This window comes from Pseudomonas sp. SK3(2021) (assembly GCF_016772375.1).
GTDB classification, from domain to species: Bacteria; Pseudomonadota; Gammaproteobacteria; order Pseudomonadales; family Pseudomonadaceae; genus Aquipseudomonas; species Aquipseudomonas chlororaphis_I.
This window is the reverse complement of record NZ_CP061943.1, coordinates 5995369-6012578: the sequence shown is the minus strand read 5'-3', so window position 1 is coordinate 6012578 and position 17210 is coordinate 5995369. Positions and strand designations below refer to the sequence as shown.

Here is a 17210-nt window from a genome sequence, read left to right as displayed (position 1 = left end):
ATTTTGCGAGGGCTTTATGGCTCGTACTACAGCAATCAACCGCTACCGTAACATCGGTATCTGTGCCCACGTTGACGCGGGCAAGACTACCACTACCGAGCGGATCCTGTTCTACACAGGTCTCAGCCACAAGATGGGTGAGGTGCATGACGGCGCTGCTACCACCGACTGGATGGTGCAGGAACAGGAGCGTGGTATCACCATTACCTCCGCTGCTGTAACTACCTTCTGGAAAGGTTCGCGCGGCCAGTACGATAACTATCGTGTAAACGTTATCGATACCCCGGGCCACGTAGACTTCACCATTGAAGTAGAGCGTTCGCTGCGCGTACTCGATGGCGCGGTCGTTGTGTTCTGCGGTACTTCCGGTGTTGAGCCTCAGTCCGAAACCGTATGGCGTCAGGCCAACAAATACGGTGTTCCGCGTGTTGTTTACGTGAACAAGATGGACCGTGCCGGTGCCAACTTCCTGCGTGTTGTTTCCCAGATCAAAAACCGTCTGGGTCACACTCCAGTTCCAGTTCAACTGGCTATCGGTGCAGAAGATAACTTCGAAGGTCAGATCGATCTGATCAAGATGAAGGCTATCTACTGGAACGACGACGACAAGGGTACTACCTATCGCGAGGAAGAAATTCCTGCCGATATGCTGGACCTGGCTAACGAGTGGCGCTCCAACATGGTTGAGGCTGCCGCCGAAGCCAACGAAGAGCTGATGAACAAATACCTTGAAGAAGGTGAGCTGACCGTCGAAGAGATCAAGGCAGGCCTGCGTGCGCGCACCCTGGCCAGCGAGATCGTTCCGGCTGTCTGCGGTTCCTCGTTCAAGAACAAGGGTGTTCCTCTGGTTCTCGATGCTGTCATCGACTTCCTGCCGGCACCGACCGAGATCCCCGCGATCAAGGGTGTTCATCCGGACAGTACCGACGACAACGAAATCGTTGACGAGCGTCACGCTGACGACAACGAGCCGTTCTCGGCTCTGGCGTTCAAGATTGCCACCGACCCGTTCGTCGGCACTCTGACTTTCGTTCGCGTTTATTCGGGTTTCCTGAGCTCCGGCGACTCCGTGATCAACTCGGTCAAGGGCAAGAAGGAGCGTGTTGGTCGTATGGTGCAAATGCACGCGAACCAGCGCGAAGAGATCAAGGAAGTACGTGCAGGCGACATCGCTGCTCTGATCGGTATGAAAGACGTCACTACCGGTGACACTCTTTGCGATATCGACAAGCCGATCATCCTTGAGCGTATGGACTTCCCTGAGCCGGTGATTTCGGTTGCTGTTGAGCCGAAAACCAAGGCTGACCAGGAGAAGATGGGTATTGCTCTGGGCAAGTTGGCCCAGGAAGACCCGTCGTTCCGCGTCAAGACTGACGAAGAAACCGGTCAGACCATCATTTCGGGCATGGGTGAGCTGCACCTGGATATCCTTGTTGACCGCATGCGTCGTGAATTCAACGTAGAAGCCAACATCGGTAAGCCGCAGGTTTCCTACCGCGAGAAGATCACTGTCGGCTGTGAAGTCGAAGGTAAGTTCGTTCGTCAATCCGGCGGTCGTGGCCAGTTCGGTCATTGCTGGATCCGTTTTGCTCCGGCTGACGTCGACGAAAAAGGCAATATCACTGAAGGTCTGGTGTTTGCCAACGAGGTCGTTGGTGGTGTGGTTCCGAAGGAATACATCCCGGCAATCCAGAAGGGTATCGAAGAGCAGATGAAGAACGGCGTAGTCGCCGGTTATCCGCTGATCGGCCTGAAGGCTACCGTGTTTGATGGTTCTTACCACGACGTCGACTCTAACGAGATGGCGTTTAAGGTAGCGGCCTCCATGGCGACCAAGCAGCTGCGTGAGAAGGGCAAGGGCGTAGTTCTTGAGCCGATCATGAAGGTTGAAGTAGTAACCCCTGAGGACTACATGGGTGACGTGATGGGTGACCTGAACCGTCGTCGTGGTCTGATCCAGGGTATGGAAGACTCGGTCTCTGGCAAGGTTATCCGTGCTGAAGTGCCGCTGGGTGAAATGTTCGGTTATGCGACCGACGTTCGTTCCATGTCCCAGGGTCGCGCGAGCTACTCCATGGAGTTCTCCAAGTACGCCGAAGCTCCGTCGAATATCGTCGAAGCACTCGTTAAAAAACAAGGCTAATCCAGCCCTTTAGGCAAGAGGTTCACTGTCGTGGCTAAAGAAAAATTTGAACGTAACAAACCGCACGTCAACGTTGGCACCATCGGTCACGTTGACCACGGTAAAACCACTCTGACCGCTGCATTGACTCGTGTTTGCTCCGAGGTTTTCGGTTCGGCTCGCGTTGACTTCGACAAGATCGACAGCGCCCCGGAAGAAAAAGCTCGTGGTATCACCATCAACACCGCGCACGTAGAGTACGACTCGAACATTCGTCACTACGCGCACGTTGACTGCCCAGGTCACGCCGACTACGTCAAAAACATGATCACTGGTGCTGCCCAGATGGATGGCGCGATCCTGGTTTGCTCGGCTGCCGATGGTCCGATGCCACAAACTCGTGAGCACATCCTGCTGTCCCGTCAGGTAGGCGTTCCGTACATCGTTGTCTTCCTGAACAAGGCTGACATGGTTGACGACGCTGAGCTGCTGGAACTGGTTGAGATGGAAGTGCGCGATCTGCTGAGCACTTACGACTTCCCAGGTGATGACACTCCAATCATCATCGGTTCGGCTCTGATGGCCCTGAACGGCCAAGACGACAACGAAATGGGTACTACCGCTGTTAAGAAGCTGGTAGAAACTCTGGATACCTATATCCCAGAGCCAGAGCGTGCTATCGACAAGCCGTTCCTGATGCCAATCGAAGACGTGTTCTCGATCTCCGGTCGTGGCACCGTGGTAACTGGCCGTGTTGAGCGTGGTATCGTTCGCATCCAGGAAGAAGTTGAGATCGTTGGTCTGCGCGAGACTCAGAAAACCACCTGCACCGGCGTTGAAATGTTCCGCAAGCTGCTCGACGAAGGTCGTGCTGGCGAGAACTGCGGCGTTCTGCTGCGTGGCACCAAGCGTGATGACGTTGAGCGTGGCCAGGTTCTGGTTAAGCCAGGTACCGTTAAGCCGCACACCAAGTTCACCGCTGAAGTGTACGTTCTGAGCAAAGAAGAAGGCGGCCGTCATACTCCGTTCTTCAAAGGCTACCGTCCACAGTTCTACTTCCGTACTACTGACGTGACTGGTAACTGCGAGCTGCCAGAAGGCGTTGAAATGGTAATGCCAGGTGACAACATCCAGATGACTGTCACTCTGATCAAAACCATCGCGATGGAAGATGGTCTGCGTTTCGCTATCCGTGAAGGCGGTCGTACCGTCGGCGCTGGCGTCGTAGCCAAAGTCATCGAGTAATCGACGACTCATGAAAAAGCCCCCGCTTGCGGGGGCTTTTTTATTGGGTTGACACTCTGTGGGACCGTCTATAGAATTGCGCCTCCTTTTAACGGGCGTATTGCGCCCGGTGGGAATAGCAGCCTGGAGTCTGAAATCCAATGCAAAATCAGCAAATCCGTATCAGGTTGAAGGCTTTCGACCATCGCCTGATCGACCAATCCACCCAGGAAATCGTGGAAACCGCGAAACGTACTGGTGCTCAAGTGCGTGGTCCTATTCCACTGCCTACCCGTAAAGAGCGGTTCACCGTTCTGGTCTCCCCGCACGTCAACAAAGACGCGCGTGACCAGTACGAGATCCGTACTCATAAGCGCGTACTGGACATCGTCCAGCCAACGGATAAAACCGTTGATGCACTTATGAAGCTTGATCTTGCGGCAGGTGTGGAAGTGCAGATCAGCCTCGGCTAAGACTCGGTCTTAGTCGTGTAACGCTCTGAAATGGGCGGCCATAGCGGGTGAAAGCCCCGTACACTCATGAGGTTTACAACATGACTATTGGTGTAGTCGGTCGTAAATGCGGTATGACCCGTATTTTCACCGAAGAAGGTGTCTCCATTCCGGTCACGGTCATTGAGATCGAGCCGAATCGCGTCACCCAGTTCAAAACTGAAGAAACCGATGGCTATCGTGCAGTGCAAGTCACTGTAGGTGAGCGTCGTGCTTCGCGCGTGACTGCTGCTCAAGCAGGTCACTTCGCTAAAGCGAACGTTGCTGCCGGTCGTGGCGTTTGGGAATTCCGTCTTGAAGAAGGCGAGTACCAAGCTGGCGATCTGATCAATGCAGAAATCTTCGCAGCTGGCCAACTGGTAGATGTTACCGGTCAGTCGAAAGGTAAAGGCTTCGCCGGTACCATCAAGCGTTGGAATTTCCGCGGTCAAGATAACACCCACGGTAACTCCGTTTCCCACCGCGTCCCGGGCTCTATTGGCCAGTGCCAGACTCCTGGTCGTGTATTCAAGGGCAAGAAAATGTCCGGTCATATGGGCGCTGAGCGCGTGACCGTGCAGTCCCTGGAAGTAGTGCGCGTCGACGCTGAACGCAATCTGTTGTTGGTCAAGGGTGCTGTTCCTGGCGCTACTGGCGGCAACCTGGTTGTACGTCCGGCGGCCAAGGCTCGCGGTTAAGGGGAAGCTGACATGCAATTAAATGTAAATGACGCTCAAGCGATCGAAGTTTCCGAACTGACATTTGGCGGCGAATTCAACGAGACGCTGGTTCACCAAGCAGTCGTGGCCTACATGGCCGGCGGCCGTCAAGGTAGCAAGCAGCAAAAGACCCGTTCCGACGTTTCCGGTGGCGGCAAGCGCCCATGGCGTCAGAAAGGTACTGGCCGTGCTCGTGCCGGTACTATCCGTAGCCCAATCTGGCGTGGCGGCGGTACCACTTTCGCAGCTCGTCCACAGGATCACTCCCAGAAGCTGAACAAGAAGATGTATCGCGCAGCAATGCGTTCCATTCTTGCTGAGCTGGTGCGTACTGATCGTCTGGTCGTGGTTCAGGACTTCGCTGTTGAAACTCCGAAAACCAAAGATCTGCTGGGCAAGCTGAACAGCATGAGTCTGACCGACGTTCTGATCGTGTCTGACGCTGTTGATCAGAACCTGTACCTGGCTGCTCGTAACCTGCCACACGTTGATGTGCGTGACGTGCAAGGTTCCGATCCAGTTAGTCTGATCGCATACGACAAAGTGTTGATCACTGTGTCGGCCGTGAAGAAATTCGAGGAGCTGCTGGGATGAACCAGGAACGCGTATTTAAAGTTCTGCTTGGCCCGCACGTTTCCGAGAAGGCTACGGTTCTGGCAGACAAGAAAGGCCAGTTCGTTTTCAAGGTTGCTACTGATGCAACCAAGCTGGAAATCAAGAAGGCCGTCGAAAGCCTGTTCAGCGTGAAAGTGGAGCGCGTTACTACCCTGAACGTTCTGGGTAAGAGCAAGCGCACCGCTCGCGGTCTGGGCAAGCGTAATGACTGGAAGAAGGCAGTTATCTCCCTTCAGCCAGGCCAAGATCTCGATTTCAGCAGCAGTGCTGAGTAAGGAAGGGGTGCATCATGGCAATCGTTAAATGCAAACCGACTTCCCCTGGCCGCCGTTTTGTGGTCAAGGTGGTCAATCAGGAGCTGCATAAAGGCGCTCCTCACGCACCGCTGCTCGAGAAGAAGTCGAAGTCTGGTGGTCGTAACAACAATGGCCGCATTACCACTCGTCACGTTGGTGGTGGTCATAAGCAGCACTACCGTCTGGTCGACTTCCGTCGCAACGACAAAGATGGCATCGCTGCCACTGTCGAGCGTATCGAATACGATCCAAACCGTACTGCTCACATCGCTTTGCTGCTGTACGCAGACGGCGAGCGTCGCTACATCATCGCCCCTAAAGGCGTGAGCGCTGGCGACCAGCTGATCGCAGGTGCCCTGGCACCGATCAAGCCGGGCAACGCTCTGCAACTGCGTAACATTCCAGTTGGTAGCACCGTACACGGCATCGAACTGAAGCCAGGTAAAGGCGCGCAAATCGCTCGTTCCGCTGGTGCTTCGGCTCAGCTGATCGCTCGCGAAGGTGTCTACGTGACCCTGCGTCTGCGTTCTGGTGAGATGCGTAAAGTCCTGGCTGAATGCCGTGCGACCCTGGGCGAAGTCTCGAACTCCGAGCACAGCCTGCGTTCGCTGGGTAAAGCTGGTGCCAAACGCTGGCGTGGCGTTCGCCCAACCGTTCGTGGTGTTGCCATGAACCCGGTTGACCACCCACATGGTGGTGGTGAAGGTCGTACCTCTGGTGGTCGTCATCCGGTATCGCCATGGGGCTTCCCGACTAAGGGCGCGAAGACTCGTGGTAATAAGCGTACCGACAAAATGATCGTCCGTCGTCGCAAGTAAATAGAGGGATACGACAGTGCCACGTTCTCTGAAAAAAGGTCCTTTTATTGATCTTCACCTACTGAAGAAGATCGAAGTGGCGGCGGAAAAGAACGATCGCAAACCAGTTAAGACCTGGTCGCGCCGTTCCATGATCCTGCCACAAATGGTCGGTCTGACCATTGCTGTGCATAACGGTCGTCAGCATGTTCCAGTTCTTGTGAACGAAGACATGGTCGGCCACAAACTGGGCGAGTTCGCCGGTACCCGTACATATCGCGGGCACGTGGCTGACAAGAAAGCCAAGCGTTAAGGGGTAAGGAACGATGGAAGTAGCCGCTAAGTTGTCGGGCGCTCGAATCTCCGCCCAGAAAGCCCGCTTGGTCGCCGACCAGATCCGCGGGAAGAAGGTGGGCGAAGCGCTCAACCTGTTGGCTTTCAGCAGTAAGAAAGCCGCCGAGATCATGAAGAAAGTGCTGGAGTCGGCCGTAGCCAACGCCGAGCATAACGAAGGCGCAGACGTTGATGACCTGAAGGTCTCCACCGTTTTCGTCAACGAAGGGCGTTCGCTGAAGCGCATCATGCCACGTGCCAAAGGCCGTGCTGATCGCATCGTCAAGCGGTCTTGCCATATCACTGTCAAGGTTGCTGACAAGTAACGGAGTCGAAGAGATGGGTCAGAAAGTACATCCCATTGGCATTCGCCTGGGAATCGTCAAGGAGCACACCTCCGTCTGGTACGCAGACGGTCGGACTTATGCGGACTATTTGCTCGCAGATCTGAATGTGCGTGAGTATCTCCAAGACAAACTAAAAAGCGCGTCCGTAAGCCGTATCGATATCCATCGTCCGGCTCAAACTGCACGCATCACCATCCACACCGCTCGTCCCGGCATCGTGATCGGCAAGAAAGGTGAAGATGTTGAGAAACTGCGTCAGGACCTGACCAAGCAAATGGGTGTGCCTGTGCACATCAATATCGAAGAGATCCGCAAGCCGGAGCTCGACGGTATGCTGGTTGCCCAGAGCGTAGCTCAGCAGCTGGAGCGTCGTGTAATGTTCCGTCGCGCTATGAAGCGCGCAGTACAGAACGCCATGCGCATTGGTGCCAAAGGCATCAAAATCCAAGTGAGCGGTCGTCTCGGCGGTGCTGAAATCGCACGTACTGAATGGTATCGCGAAGGTCGTGTGCCACTGCACACCCTGCGTGCCGATATCGACTATGCCACCTACGAAGCTCACACCACTTACGGTGTGATCGGTGTGAAGGTTTGGATCTTCAAAGGCGAAGTAATTGGTGGTCGCCAAGAAGAGCTGAAGCCACAAGCACCTGCGCCTCGTAAAAAAGCTGCTAAGTAAGGGGTACGCCAAATGTTGCAACCAAAGCGTACGAAGTTCCGCAAGCAAATGACCGGCCACAACCGTGGTCTGGCATTGCGCGGTAGCAAAGTCAGCTTCGGCGAGTTCGCGCTGAAGTCTGTTGCTCGTGGTCGTCTCACCGCTCGTCAGATCGAGTCGGCACGTCGTGCTCTGACCCGTCACGTAAAACGTGGCGGCAAGATCTGGATCCGTGTATTCCCGGACAAGCCTATTTCCAAGAAGCCACTCGAAGTTCGGATGGGTAAAGGTAAGGGTAACGTCGAATACTGGGTTGCCCAGATTCAGCCAGGCAAAGTCCTGTATGAAATCGAGGGTGTTTCTGAAGAGCTGGCGCGTGAGGCTTTCGCCCTGGCTGCTGCAAAGCTGCCGCTCGCCACCTCCTTTGTTAAACGGACGGTGATGTGATGAAAGCGAATGAACTTCGTGAAAAATCCGCACAGCAGCTGAACGAGCAACTGCTCGGCCTGCTGCGCGACCAGTTCAATCTGCGTATGCAGAAGGCAACTGGCCAGTTGGGGCAGTCTCATCTGCTCTCGCAAGTTAAGCGTGACATCGCTCGCGTGAAGACTGTGCTCAACCAGCAGGCAGGTAAGTAATCATGGCTGAAGCCGAAAAAACTGTCCGTACGCTGACTGGCCGTGTTGTCAGCGACAAGATGGACAAGACCATCACCGTTCTGATCGAGCGTCGCGTTAAGCACCCTATCTACGGTAAATACGTTAAGCGTTCGACTAAGCTGCACGCGCACGACGAAACCAACCAGTGCCACATCGGCGACAAAGTCACTATTCGTGAAACTCGTCCGATGGCCAAGACCAAGTCTTGGGCTCTGGTTGATGTTCTCGAACGCGCTGTGGAAGTCTAAGGGCTAAGGGTCGGAGAAATTATATGATTCAGACTCAATCCATGCTCGATGTGGCCGATAACAGCGGCGCTCGCCGCGTTATGTGCATCAAGGTGCTGGGTGGCTCCCATCGTCGTTACGCTGGTATCGGTGACATCATCAAAGTGACCGTCAAGGAAGCAATTCCTCGCGGTAAGGTGAAGAAAGGTCAAGTGATGACTGCTGTTGTAGTCCGCACTCGCCATGGTGTCCGTCGTGCTGACGGCTCCATCATCCGCTTTGATGGCAACGCTGCTGTTCTGTTGAACAACAAGCAAGAGCCGATCGGCACCCGTATCTTTGGGCCAGTGACCCGTGAACTTCGTACTGAGAAGTTCATGAAGATCGTCTCGCTCGCCCCAGAAGTGCTGTAAGGAGATCCGACATGCAAAAGATTCGTCGTGACGACGAGATCATCGTGATCGCCGGCAAAGACAAGGGTAAGCGCGGTAAGGTGCTTAAGGTTCTCGCTGACAACCGTCTGGTTGTTGGTGGTCTGAACCTGGTTAAGCGTCATACCAAGCCTAACCCGATGTCGGGCGTACAGGGCGGTATCGTCGAGAAAGAAGCGCCACTGCACGCTTCCAACGTCGCCATTTTCAACGGCGAAACCAACAAGGCTGACCGCGTTGGTTTCAAAGTAGAAGACGGCAAAAAAATTCGTGTCTTCAAGTCGACCCAAAAAGCGGTTGATGCTTGAACACTGCTAGGTAGAAGACCATGGCACGACTACAAGAGATTTACCGGAAGGAAATCGCTCCGAAACTTAAGGATGAACTTAAGCTTTCGAACGTGATGGAAGTTCCGCGCGTTACCAAAATCACCCTGAACATGGGTCTGGGCGAAGCGATCGGCGACAAAAAAGTCATCGAGCACGCTGTTGCTGACCTGGAAAAGATCACCGGCCAGAAAGTCGTTGTGACCTACGCTCGCAAATCCATCGCAGGCTTCAAAGTCCGTGAAGGTTGGCCGATCGGTGTCAAAGTGACCCTGCGCCGTGAGCGTATGTACGAGTTCCTGGATCGTCTGCTGTCGATCTCCCTGCCTCGGGTTCGCGACTTCCGCGGCCTGAATGCCAAGTCCTTCGATGGTCGTGGCAACTACAGCATGGGCGTGAAAGAGCAGATCATCTTCCCGGAAATCGACTACGACAAGATCGATGCTCTCCGCGGTCTGGACATTACCCTGACCACCACTGCCAAGAACGATGATGAAGGCCGCGCTCTGCTGCGTGCTTTCAAATTCCCGTTCCGCAACTGATTGGAGTAGGAAAATGGCCAAGAAGAGCATGAAAAACCGTGAGCTGAAGCGTCAGCTCACCGTTGCCAAGTACGCCACCAAGCGTGCAGCGCTGAAAGCTATCATCGTCGATCTGAACGCAAGTCCAGAAGCACGTTGGGAAGCTACCGTAGCTCTGCAGAAGCAGCCACGTGACGCAAGCGCTTCGCGCATGCGTAACCGCTGCCGCCTGACTGGTCGTCCGCACGGCGTTTACCGCAAGTTCGGCCTCGGCCGTAACAAGCTGCGTGAAGCTGCAATGCGTGGTGACGTACCAGGTCTGGTTAAAGCCAGCTGGTAATAGCTATCAAAGTCGCGGTGTTCGGGGTCGCAAGATCCTGACCACCGGTGGCCTTGAACATGAATCAAGCCCCTTTTGGGGCTTGATTCATTTCTGGGGTGTGTCTAGAATGACCGGCTCGCCTGAGCCCGTGTTTTTTGCCCGGAATTTCTCGGCGACAAGCTGTAGCCGCAAGGCTCATTTTTTTTGTATCAGGAGCGTCTAGCCCATGAGTATGCAGGACCCGTTAGCGGACATGCTAACTCGAATCCGTAATGCCCAGATGGCTGAAAAGTCCGTCGTAAGCATGCCGTCTTCCACGTTGAAGGTGGCTGTAGCAAAAGTCCTGAAGGACGAAGGTTACATCGCGGGTTATCAGATCAGCAGCGAAACCAAGCCACTGCTGTCCATCGAGCTGAAATACTTCGAAGGCCGTCCGGTCATCGAGGAAGTGAAGCGCGTTAGCCGTCCAGGCCTGCGTCAGTACAAGTCCGTTGAGGATCTGCCGAAAGTTCGTGGCGGTCTCGGCGTGTCTATCGTCTCCACCAACAAAGGTGTGATGACTGATCGTGCTGCGCGCGCTGCCGGTGTCGGCGGCGAAGTTCTTTGCACTGTGTTCTAAGGGGGGATAAGCATGTCTCGCGTCGCTAAGAACCCCGTTAAGCTGCCAGCTGGTGTTGAAGTTAAATTCGCCGGCCAACAGCTTTCGGTGAAGGGTGCCAAGGGCACTCTCGAACTGAACGTACACTCGTCCGTTGAAATTGTTCAGGAAGCTGGTGAGCTGCGTTTCGCTGCTCGCAACGGCGACCAACAAACTCGCGCAATGGCCGGTACCACTCGTGCGTTGGTAAACAACATGGTCCAGGGCGTAAGCCAAGGCTTCGAGCGCAAGCTCCAGCTGGTCGGTGTTGGTTACAAGGCGCAAGCAAAAGGCACAGTGCTGAACCTGGCCCTTGGCTTCTCGCATCCAGTGGACTACGAGCTGCCGGAAGGCATCACCGCTGAGACTCCTAGCCAGACCGATATCCTGATCAAGGGCATCGACAAGCAGCTGGTAGGTCAAGTGGCCGCTGAGATCCGCGACTTCCGTCCACCAGAGCCTTACAAAGGTAAAGGTGTGCGCTACGCGGACGAAGTCGTCCGTCGTAAAGAAGCCAAGAAGAAGTAGGGCATAGCAAATGACCGACAAAAAAGTTACTCGACTGCGTCGCGCTCGCAAAGCACGCCTGAAAATGCACGAACTCGAAGTCGTGCGTCTCTGCGTGTTCCGCTCTTCGCAGCACATCTACGCCCAGGTCATTTCGGCCGACGGCAACAAAGTCCTGGCAAGCGCCTCGACTTTGGATAAAGAACTGCGTGATGGCGCCACTGGCAACATCGACGCGGCCACTAAGGTTGGCCAGCTGGTCGCTACGCGTGCAAAAGCCGCTGGCGTCTCGCAGGTGGCTTTCGACCGCTCTGGCTTCAAGTACCACGGTCGCGTCAAGGCGCTGGCTGATGCTGCTCGTGAAGCTGGGCTGGAGTTCTAAGTTATGTCAAATAACGACCAAAAGCGCGACGAAGGCTACATCGAGAAGCTGGTTCAAGTTAACCGCGTAGCCAAAACCGTAAAAGGCGGCCGTATCTTCACTTTCACCGCGTTGACCGTGGTTGGTGATGGTAAAGGTCGCGTTGGCTTCGGCCGTGGCAAGTCGCGTGAAGTGCCTGCTGCGATCCAGAAGGCAATGGAAGCTGCTCGCCGCAACATGATCCAGGTTGATCTGAACGGCACCACTCTGCAGTACGCAATGAAGTCCGCTCACGGCGCTTCGAAGGTGTACATGCAGCCTGCTTCTGAAGGTACCGGTATCATCGCTGGCGGCGCTATGCGTGCTGTCCTCGAGGTTGCTGGCGTTCAGAACGTTCTGGCCAAGTGCTACGGCTCGACTAACCCAGTAAACGTGGTTCATGCCACTTTCAAGGGTTTGAAAGCAATGCAGTCCCCTGAATCCATTGCCGCCAAGCGTGGCAAAAGCGTCCAGGAGATCATCTGATCATGGCTACCGTTAAAGTAACGCTGATCAAAAGCATGACCGGCCGCATCCCTAACCACAAGCTGTGCGTTAAGGGTCTGGGTCTGCGTCGCATCGGTCACACTGTAGAAGTCCAGGATACTCCCGAGAACCGCGGGATGATCAACAAGGCTTACTACATGCTGCGTGTCGAGGGTTAATCGATGAAACTCAATGATCTGAGTCCAGCGCCGGGTTCCCGCCGCGAAAAGCATCGTCCGGGCCGTGGTATCGGTAGTGGTTTGGGTAAGACTGGTGGCCGTGGTCACAAAGGTCAGACTTCCCGCTCCGGTGGCACCATTGCTCCAGGCTTTGAAGGCGGTCAACAGCCGCTGCATCGTCGCCTGCCGAAGTTCGGTTTCGTATCCCTGAAAGCCATGGATCGCGCAGAAGTGCGTCTGTCCGAGCTGGCTAAAGTGGAAGGCGACGTCGTCACCGTGCAGTCCCTGAAAGATGCCAACGTGATTAACCAAAACGTACAGCGTGTGAAAATCATGCTGTCCGGCGAAGTTACTCGCGCTGTGACTATCAAGGGCATCGCAGCCACCAAAGGTGCGCGTGCGGCTATCGAAGCAGCTGGCGGCAAGTTCGAGGAATAAATGGCTAAGCAAGGTGCTCTCTCTGCGCTCGGCAAAGGCGGTATGTCTGAACTCTGGGCTCGTCTGCGTTTTCTGTTCTTGGCGATTATCGTCTACCGAATAGGCGCACACATCCCGGTTCCAGGTATCAACCCTGACCGACTCGCAGACCTGTTTCGACAGAATGAGGGGACCATTCTTAGCTTGTTCAACATGTTTTCCGGCGGCGCGCTGGAACGGATGAGTATCTTTGCACTGGGGATCATGCCGTACATCTCGGCATCGATCATCATGCAGTTGATGACCGCCGTCAGCCCGCAGCTGGAGCAGTTGAAGAAGGAAGGTGAAGCTGGCCGTCGCAAGATCAGCCAGTACACCCGCTACGGCACTGTCGTCCTAGCTCTTGTTCAGGCCATCGGCATGTCCGTTGGCCTGGCGGGGCAGGGCGTTGCGTTCACTGGTGACTTTGGCTTCCATTTCGTCGCGGTATCCACTTTTGTGGCTGGTGCGATGTTCATGATGTGGCTGGGTGAGCAGATTACTGAGCGTGGTGTTGGCAACGGTATCTCGATGTTGATTTTCGCAGGTATCGTCGCCGGTCTTCCGAGAGCGATCGGGCAGTCTTTCGAGTCTGCGCGTCAGGGTGATATCAATATCTTTGCCCTGGTTGCCATCGGTTTGCTGGCAGTAGCGATTATCGGTTTTGTGGTGTTCATTGAGCGTGGTCAGCGTCGTATTGCTGTTCACTATGCCAAGCGTCAGCAGGGCCGCAAGGTGTTTGCTGCGCAGACTAGCCACTTGCCGCTGAAAGTGAATATGGCAGGCGTAATTCCTGCTATTTTCGCGAGCAGCATTTTGCTGTTCCCGGCTTCGTTGGGTGCCTGGTTCGGTCAGTCTGAAGGTATGGGCTGGTTGCAGGACATCTCGCAGTCGATCGCTCCTGGTCAGCCGTTGAATATTCTGCTGTTTAGTGCAGGGATTATTTTCTTCTGCTTCTTCTATACGGCGTTGATGTTCAATCCGAAAGACGTAGCGGAAAACCTGAAGAAGTCCGGTGCCTTTATTCCGGGTATCCGTCCAGGTGAGCAGTCTGCGCGCTACATTGATGGTGTTCTGACCCGCTTGACCATGTTCGGTGCTCTATATATGACGGCCGTCTGCCTGTTGCCCCAGTTCCTGGTGGTTGCAGCAAACGTTCCGTTCTACCTTGGCGGGACCTCGTTGCTGATCGTGGTCGTGGTTGTTATGGACTTTATGTCGCAAGTACAATCGCACCTCGTTTCGCACCAGTACGAATCCCTGATGAAGAAAGCCAACCTGAAGGGTTACGGCAGCGGCATGCTGCGCTGACCCATAAGGTTCGAGGAGTTGGTGATGAAAGTTCGTGCATCGGTGAAAAAGCTGTGCCGTAACTGCAAGATTATTCGCCGCGAAGGTGTTGTTCGAGTAATTTGCAGCGCGGAACCGCGTCACAAACAGCGCCAAGGCTGAGTGTGATTGTGCTTCAAGCCCAGCAGCTAGTGCGCTGCTGGGTTGATTATTTGTTATTACAGCGATATTATCTCGCGCCCTATTTCTTGGCTTCCGGGGCGTAGGTAGCTGTCAATTGGAGTCCCACTGAATGGCCCGTATTGCAGGCGTTAACATTCCAGATAACAAGCATACTGTTATCTCGCTGACCTACATCTATGGTGTTGGTCGCACGACTGCGCAGAAAATCTGTGCAGAGACTGGGGTCAACCCAGCCGCAAAGATCAAGGATCTGAGCGACGAGCAAATTGAACAGCTGCGTGGCGAAGTGGCGAAGTTCACCACTGAAGGTGACCTGCGTCGCGAAATCAACATGAAAATCAAACGCTTGATGGATCTGGGCTGCTACCGCGGTCTGCGCCATCGTCGTGGTCTTCCAGTGCGCGGTCAGCGTACCAAGACCAACGCGCGTACTCGCAAAGGTCCGCGTAAGCCGATCCGCAAGTAATCGCACCAGCGAATCGACAGGAATTTAGTCATGGCAAAACCTGCTGCTCGTCCTCGTAAAAAGATTAAAAAGACAGTGGTTGATGGCATCGCCCACATCCACGCGTCTTTCAACAACACCATCGTGACCATCACCGACCGTCAAGGTAACGCTCTTTCCTGGGCAACCTCCGGTGGTTCGGGTTTCCGCGGTTCCCGCAAGTCCACCCCGTTCGCTGCTCAAGTAGCTGCTGAGCGTGCTGGTCAAGCTGCGCTGGAATATGGCCTGAAAAACCTCGACGTTAACGTCAAGGGCCCAGGTCCAGGTCGTGAATCCGCAGTCCGCGCTTTGAACGGCTGTGGCTACAAGATCGCCAGCATCACCGACGTGACGCCAATCCCGCACAACGGGTGCCGTCCGCCGAAGAAGCGCCGCGTGTAATCCAGGAGATTGTAAAGAATGGCTCGTTACATTGGTCCAAAATGCAAACTGGCTCGTCGCGAAGGCACCGATCTCTTCCTGAAGAGCGGCGTGCGCGCGATCGAATCCAAGTGCAACATCGAAGCAGCACCTGGTATCCACGGCCAGCGCCGCGGTCGCCAGTCCGACTACGGCACCCAGCTGCGTGAAAAGCAGAAGGTCCGTCGTATCTACGGCGTTCTCGAGCGTCAATTCAGCGGCTACTACAAAGAAGCTGCTGGCAAGAAAGGTGCAACCGGTGAAAACCTGCTGCAACTGCTCGAATGCCGTCTGGACAACGTTGTATACCGTATGGGCTTCGGTTCGACTCGTGCCGAATCCCGTCAGCTGGTATCGCACAAGTCGATCAGCGTAAACGGTCAGACCGTTAACGTACCGTCCTACCAGGTTCGTGCTGGTGACGTGGTTGCTGTTCGCGAGAAAGCAAAAAACCAACTTCGCATTGTCCAAGCTCTCGATCTGTGTGCCCAACGTGGCCGCGTAGAATGGGTAGAAGTAGACACTGAGAAGAAGTCGGGCGTTTTCAAGAACGTTCCAGCTCGCAGTGATCTGTCCGCCGACATCAACGAAAGCCTGATTGTCGAGCTCTACTCCAAGTAAGGGCTAGAAAATAGGTGCATCCATGCAGATTTCGGTAAATGAGTTCCTGACACCCCGCCATATTGATGTGCAGGTTGTCAGTCCAACCCGCGCCAAGATCACCCTCGAGCCTCTCGAGCGTGGTTTTGGCCACACCCTGGGCAACGCGCTGCGCCGCATCCTGTTGTCCTCAATGCCCGGCTGTGCAGTAGTCGAGGCCGAGATTGACGGTGTGCTCCACGAGTACAGCGCCATCGAAGGTGTACAGGAAGACGTAATTGAAATCCTGTTGAACCTTAAAGGTCTGGCTATCAAGCTGCACGGCCGTGACGAAGTTACGCTGACCTTGTCGAAGAAGGGTTCGGGGGTGGTTACCGCTGCCGATATTCAGCTGGATCACGATGTCGAGATCGTTAACCCCGATCACGTAATCGCTAACCTGGCGTCTAACGGCGCCCTGAACATGAAGCTCGTAGTAGCTCGTGGTCGTGGTTATGAGCCGGCAGACTCGCGTCAGAGCGATGAAGACGAAAGCCGCAGCATCGGTCGCTTGCAGCTTGACTCTTCGTTCAGCCCGGTTCGCCGTATCGCATACGTGGTGGAAAACGCCCGTGTCGAGCAGCGTACCAACCTGGACAAGCTGGTTATTGATCTGGAAACCAACGGTACTCTGGATCCTGAAGAGGCTATCCGTCGTGCTGCAACCATCCTGCAACAGCAGTTGGCTGCGTTCGTCGACCTCAAGGGCGACAGTGAGCCAGTGGTAATCGAGCAGGAAGACGAGATCGATCCGATCCTGCTTCGCCCGGTTGACGATCTGGAACTGACTGTACGTTCGGCTAACTGCCTTAAGGCGGAAAACATTTACTACATCGGCGACCTGATTCAGCGTACCGAAGTAGAACTGTTGAAGACTCCGAACCTTGGCAAGAAATCCTTGACCGAAATCAAGGACGTTCTGGCCTCCCGCGGTCTGTCCCTCGGCATGCGCCTCGACAACTGGCCGCCTGCAAGTCTTAAGAAGGACGACAAGGCGACTGCCTGATCGTCGTAATCACCGAACGTTGTGTTTGGTAAGGAATGAACCATGCGTCATCGTAAAAGTGGTCGTCACCTGAGCCGCACCAGCTCGCACCGCAAGGCCATGTTCCAAAACATGGCGGTGTCGCTGTTCGAGCACGAGCTGATCAAAACTACACTGCCGAAAGCCAAAGAACTGCGCCGCGTTGCTGAGCCGCTGATCACTTTGGCCAAGACAGACAGCCTGGCTAACCGCCGTCTGGCTTTCGACCGTACTCGTTCGAAAGCTATCGTTGGTAAGCTCTTCAACGACCTGGGCAAGCGTTACGCTACCCGTGAGGGTGGCTACCTGCGCATCCTCAAGTGCGGTTTCCGCGCTGGCGACAACGCGCCAATGGCGTACGTCGAGTTGGTTGATCGTGCTGTCGGCGGTGAAGCTGTATCCGCTGAGTAAGACGTC

The 17210-nt window shown here is 54.9% G+C and carries 30 protein-coding genes; all 30 read left to right on the top strand.

What is annotated here, in order from left to right; genetic code table 11:
• Nucleotides 1-16: 16 nt before the first annotated feature.
• The 30 genes from fusA to rplQ all read left to right on the top strand — a co-directional run bounded on the left by fusA (nucleotide 17) and on the right by rplQ (nucleotide 17204).
• Nucleotides 17-2143 carry an elongation factor G gene (gene fusA, locus IF690_RS26765; protein ID WP_180922995.1) on the top strand — a complete coding sequence of 709 codons (2127 nt, stop codon included), beginning with the start codon at nucleotides 17-19 and terminating at the stop codon, nucleotides 2141-2143.
• A gap of 30 nt (nucleotides 2144-2173) precedes the next feature.
• On the top strand, nucleotides 2174-3367 hold the full coding sequence (gene tuf / locus IF690_RS26760) for an elongation factor Tu (RefSeq protein ID WP_016702644.1): 1194 nt from the start codon (nucleotides 2174-2176) through the stop codon (nucleotides 3365-3367).
• A 140-nt stretch (nucleotides 3368-3507) separates the two neighbouring features.
• Entirely contained in the window at nucleotides 3508-3819 is a 312-nt protein-coding gene (gene rpsJ / locus IF690_RS26755; protein ID WP_003186070.1) for a 30S ribosomal protein S10, read from the top strand.
• 80 nt (nucleotides 3820-3899) lie between these two features.
• Entirely contained in the window at nucleotides 3900-4535 is a 636-nt protein-coding gene (gene rplC, locus IF690_RS26750) for a 50S ribosomal protein L3 (protein ID WP_007924205.1), read from the top strand.
• A gap of 12 nt (nucleotides 4536-4547) precedes the next feature.
• Nucleotides 4548-5150, top strand: coding sequence for a 50S ribosomal protein L4 (gene rplD, locus IF690_RS26745; protein ID WP_058436289.1), 603 nt, complete (start codon nucleotides 4548-4550; stop codon nucleotides 5148-5150).
• On the top strand, nucleotides 5147-5446 hold the full coding sequence (rplW, locus tag IF690_RS26740) for a 50S ribosomal protein L23 (RefSeq protein ID WP_002555488.1): 300 nt from the start codon (nucleotides 5147-5149) through the stop codon (nucleotides 5444-5446). The genes rplD and rplW overlap by 4 nt, the downstream gene beginning before the upstream one ends.
• 14 nt (nucleotides 5447-5460) lie before the next feature.
• Nucleotides 5461-6285 (top strand): 50S ribosomal protein L2, encoded by an 825-nt coding sequence (rplB, locus tag IF690_RS26735; protein ID WP_007924198.1) that lies wholly within the window; start codon nucleotides 5461-5463, stop codon nucleotides 6283-6285.
• A 16-nt stretch (nucleotides 6286-6301) separates the two neighbouring features.
• The gene (rpsS, locus tag IF690_RS26730; RefSeq protein ID WP_002555486.1) at nucleotides 6302-6577 is read left to right on the top strand and encodes a 30S ribosomal protein S19; all 276 of its coding nucleotides are present in this window, start codon (nucleotides 6302-6304) and stop codon (nucleotides 6575-6577) included.
• A gap of 13 nt (nucleotides 6578-6590) precedes the next feature.
• On the top strand, nucleotides 6591-6923 hold the full coding sequence (gene rplV / locus IF690_RS26725; RefSeq protein WP_003103908.1) for a 50S ribosomal protein L22: 333 nt from the start codon (nucleotides 6591-6593) through the stop codon (nucleotides 6921-6923).
• A 13-nt stretch (nucleotides 6924-6936) separates the two neighbouring features.
• Nucleotides 6937-7623 carry a 30S ribosomal protein S3 gene (rpsC, locus tag IF690_RS26720; protein ID WP_007924192.1) on the top strand — a complete coding sequence of 229 codons (687 nt, stop codon included), beginning with the start codon at nucleotides 6937-6939 and terminating at the stop codon, nucleotides 7621-7623.
• A 12-nt stretch (nucleotides 7624-7635) separates the two neighbouring features.
• Nucleotides 7636-8049 carry a 50S ribosomal protein L16 gene (rplP, locus tag IF690_RS26715; RefSeq protein ID WP_003228729.1) on the top strand — a complete coding sequence of 138 codons (414 nt, stop codon included), beginning with the start codon at nucleotides 7636-7638 and terminating at the stop codon, nucleotides 8047-8049.
• Nucleotides 8049-8240, top strand: a complete 192-nt coding sequence (gene rpmC, locus IF690_RS26710) for a 50S ribosomal protein L29 (RefSeq protein WP_002555481.1) — start codon at nucleotides 8049-8051, stop codon at nucleotides 8238-8240. The genes rplP and rpmC overlap by 1 nt, the downstream gene beginning before the upstream one ends.
• A 2-nt stretch (nucleotides 8241-8242) precedes the next feature.
• On the top strand, nucleotides 8243-8509 hold the full coding sequence (rpsQ, locus tag IF690_RS26705) for a 30S ribosomal protein S17 (protein WP_003194644.1): 267 nt from the start codon (nucleotides 8243-8245) through the stop codon (nucleotides 8507-8509).
• A 23-nt stretch (nucleotides 8510-8532) separates the two neighbouring features.
• A complete protein-coding gene (gene rplN / locus IF690_RS26700; protein WP_002555479.1) occupies nucleotides 8533-8901 on the top strand; it encodes a 50S ribosomal protein L14 in 369 nt (122 codons plus the stop codon).
• A gap of 11 nt (nucleotides 8902-8912) precedes the next feature.
• Nucleotides 8913-9227 (top strand): 50S ribosomal protein L24, encoded by a 315-nt coding sequence (gene rplX / locus IF690_RS26695; protein ID WP_003186046.1) that lies wholly within the window; start codon nucleotides 8913-8915, stop codon nucleotides 9225-9227.
• Between the two features lie 20 nt (nucleotides 9228-9247).
• Nucleotides 9248-9787 (top strand): 50S ribosomal protein L5, encoded by a 540-nt coding sequence (gene rplE / locus IF690_RS26690; RefSeq protein ID WP_007924186.1) that lies wholly within the window; start codon nucleotides 9248-9250, stop codon nucleotides 9785-9787.
• Between the two features lie 13 nt (nucleotides 9788-9800).
• A complete protein-coding gene (gene rpsN / locus IF690_RS26685) occupies nucleotides 9801-10106 on the top strand; it encodes a 30S ribosomal protein S14 (protein WP_003228726.1) in 306 nt (101 codons plus the stop codon).
• A gap of 208 nt (nucleotides 10107-10314) precedes the next feature.
• Nucleotides 10315-10707: a 30S ribosomal protein S8 gene (rpsH, locus tag IF690_RS26680; protein WP_003228724.1), complete on the top strand. Its 393-nt coding sequence runs from the start codon at nucleotides 10315-10317 to the stop codon at nucleotides 10705-10707.
• Between the two features lie 12 nt (nucleotides 10708-10719).
• Nucleotides 10720-11253 carry a 50S ribosomal protein L6 gene (gene rplF, locus IF690_RS26675; protein WP_007924185.1) on the top strand — a complete coding sequence of 178 codons (534 nt, stop codon included), beginning with the start codon at nucleotides 10720-10722 and terminating at the stop codon, nucleotides 11251-11253.
• A 10-nt stretch (nucleotides 11254-11263) separates the two neighbouring features.
• Nucleotides 11264-11614: a 50S ribosomal protein L18 gene (rplR, locus tag IF690_RS26670; RefSeq protein WP_003186037.1), complete on the top strand. Its 351-nt coding sequence runs from the start codon at nucleotides 11264-11266 to the stop codon at nucleotides 11612-11614.
• Nucleotides 11615-11617: 3 nt separating this feature from the next.
• Entirely contained in the window at nucleotides 11618-12118 is a 501-nt protein-coding gene (rpsE, locus tag IF690_RS26665; RefSeq protein WP_007924184.1) for a 30S ribosomal protein S5, read from the top strand.
• A 2-nt stretch (nucleotides 12119-12120) separates the two neighbouring features.
• Nucleotides 12121-12297 (top strand): 50S ribosomal protein L30, encoded by a 177-nt coding sequence (gene rpmD, locus IF690_RS26660; RefSeq protein WP_003176408.1) that lies wholly within the window; start codon nucleotides 12121-12123, stop codon nucleotides 12295-12297.
• A gap of 3 nt (nucleotides 12298-12300) precedes the next feature.
• Nucleotides 12301-12735 (top strand): 50S ribosomal protein L15, encoded by a 435-nt coding sequence (gene rplO, locus IF690_RS26655; RefSeq protein WP_010220318.1) that lies wholly within the window; start codon nucleotides 12301-12303, stop codon nucleotides 12733-12735.
• Nucleotides 12736-14064, top strand: coding sequence for a preprotein translocase subunit SecY (secY, locus tag IF690_RS26650; protein ID WP_007924182.1), 1329 nt, complete (start codon nucleotides 12736-12738; stop codon nucleotides 14062-14064). It abuts the gene before it with no gap.
• Between the two features lie 24 nt (nucleotides 14065-14088).
• Complete coding sequence (gene rpmJ / locus IF690_RS26645; protein ID WP_002555468.1) at nucleotides 14089-14205, top strand: 50S ribosomal protein L36; 117 nt, start codon at nucleotides 14089-14091, stop codon at nucleotides 14203-14205.
• 130 nt (nucleotides 14206-14335) lie between these two features.
• Entirely contained in the window at nucleotides 14336-14692 is a 357-nt protein-coding gene (gene rpsM / locus IF690_RS26640) for a 30S ribosomal protein S13 (protein WP_009045849.1), read from the top strand.
• Nucleotides 14693-14722: 30 nt separating this feature from the next.
• A complete protein-coding gene (rpsK, locus tag IF690_RS26635; protein ID WP_007924177.1) occupies nucleotides 14723-15112 on the top strand; it encodes a 30S ribosomal protein S11 in 390 nt (129 codons plus the stop codon).
• Nucleotides 15113-15130: 18 nt separating this feature from the next.
• A complete protein-coding gene (gene rpsD, locus IF690_RS26630) occupies nucleotides 15131-15751 on the top strand; it encodes a 30S ribosomal protein S4 (RefSeq protein ID WP_003176404.1) in 621 nt (206 codons plus the stop codon).
• Nucleotides 15752-15773: 22 nt separating this feature from the next.
• Nucleotides 15774-16775 (top strand): DNA-directed RNA polymerase subunit alpha, encoded by a 1002-nt coding sequence (locus IF690_RS26625; protein ID WP_007924176.1) that lies wholly within the window; start codon nucleotides 15774-15776, stop codon nucleotides 16773-16775.
• A 42-nt stretch (nucleotides 16776-16817) separates the two neighbouring features.
• A complete protein-coding gene (gene rplQ, locus IF690_RS26620) occupies nucleotides 16818-17204 on the top strand; it encodes a 50S ribosomal protein L17 (protein ID WP_007924175.1) in 387 nt (128 codons plus the stop codon).
• Nucleotides 17205-17210 lie beyond the last annotated feature (6 nt).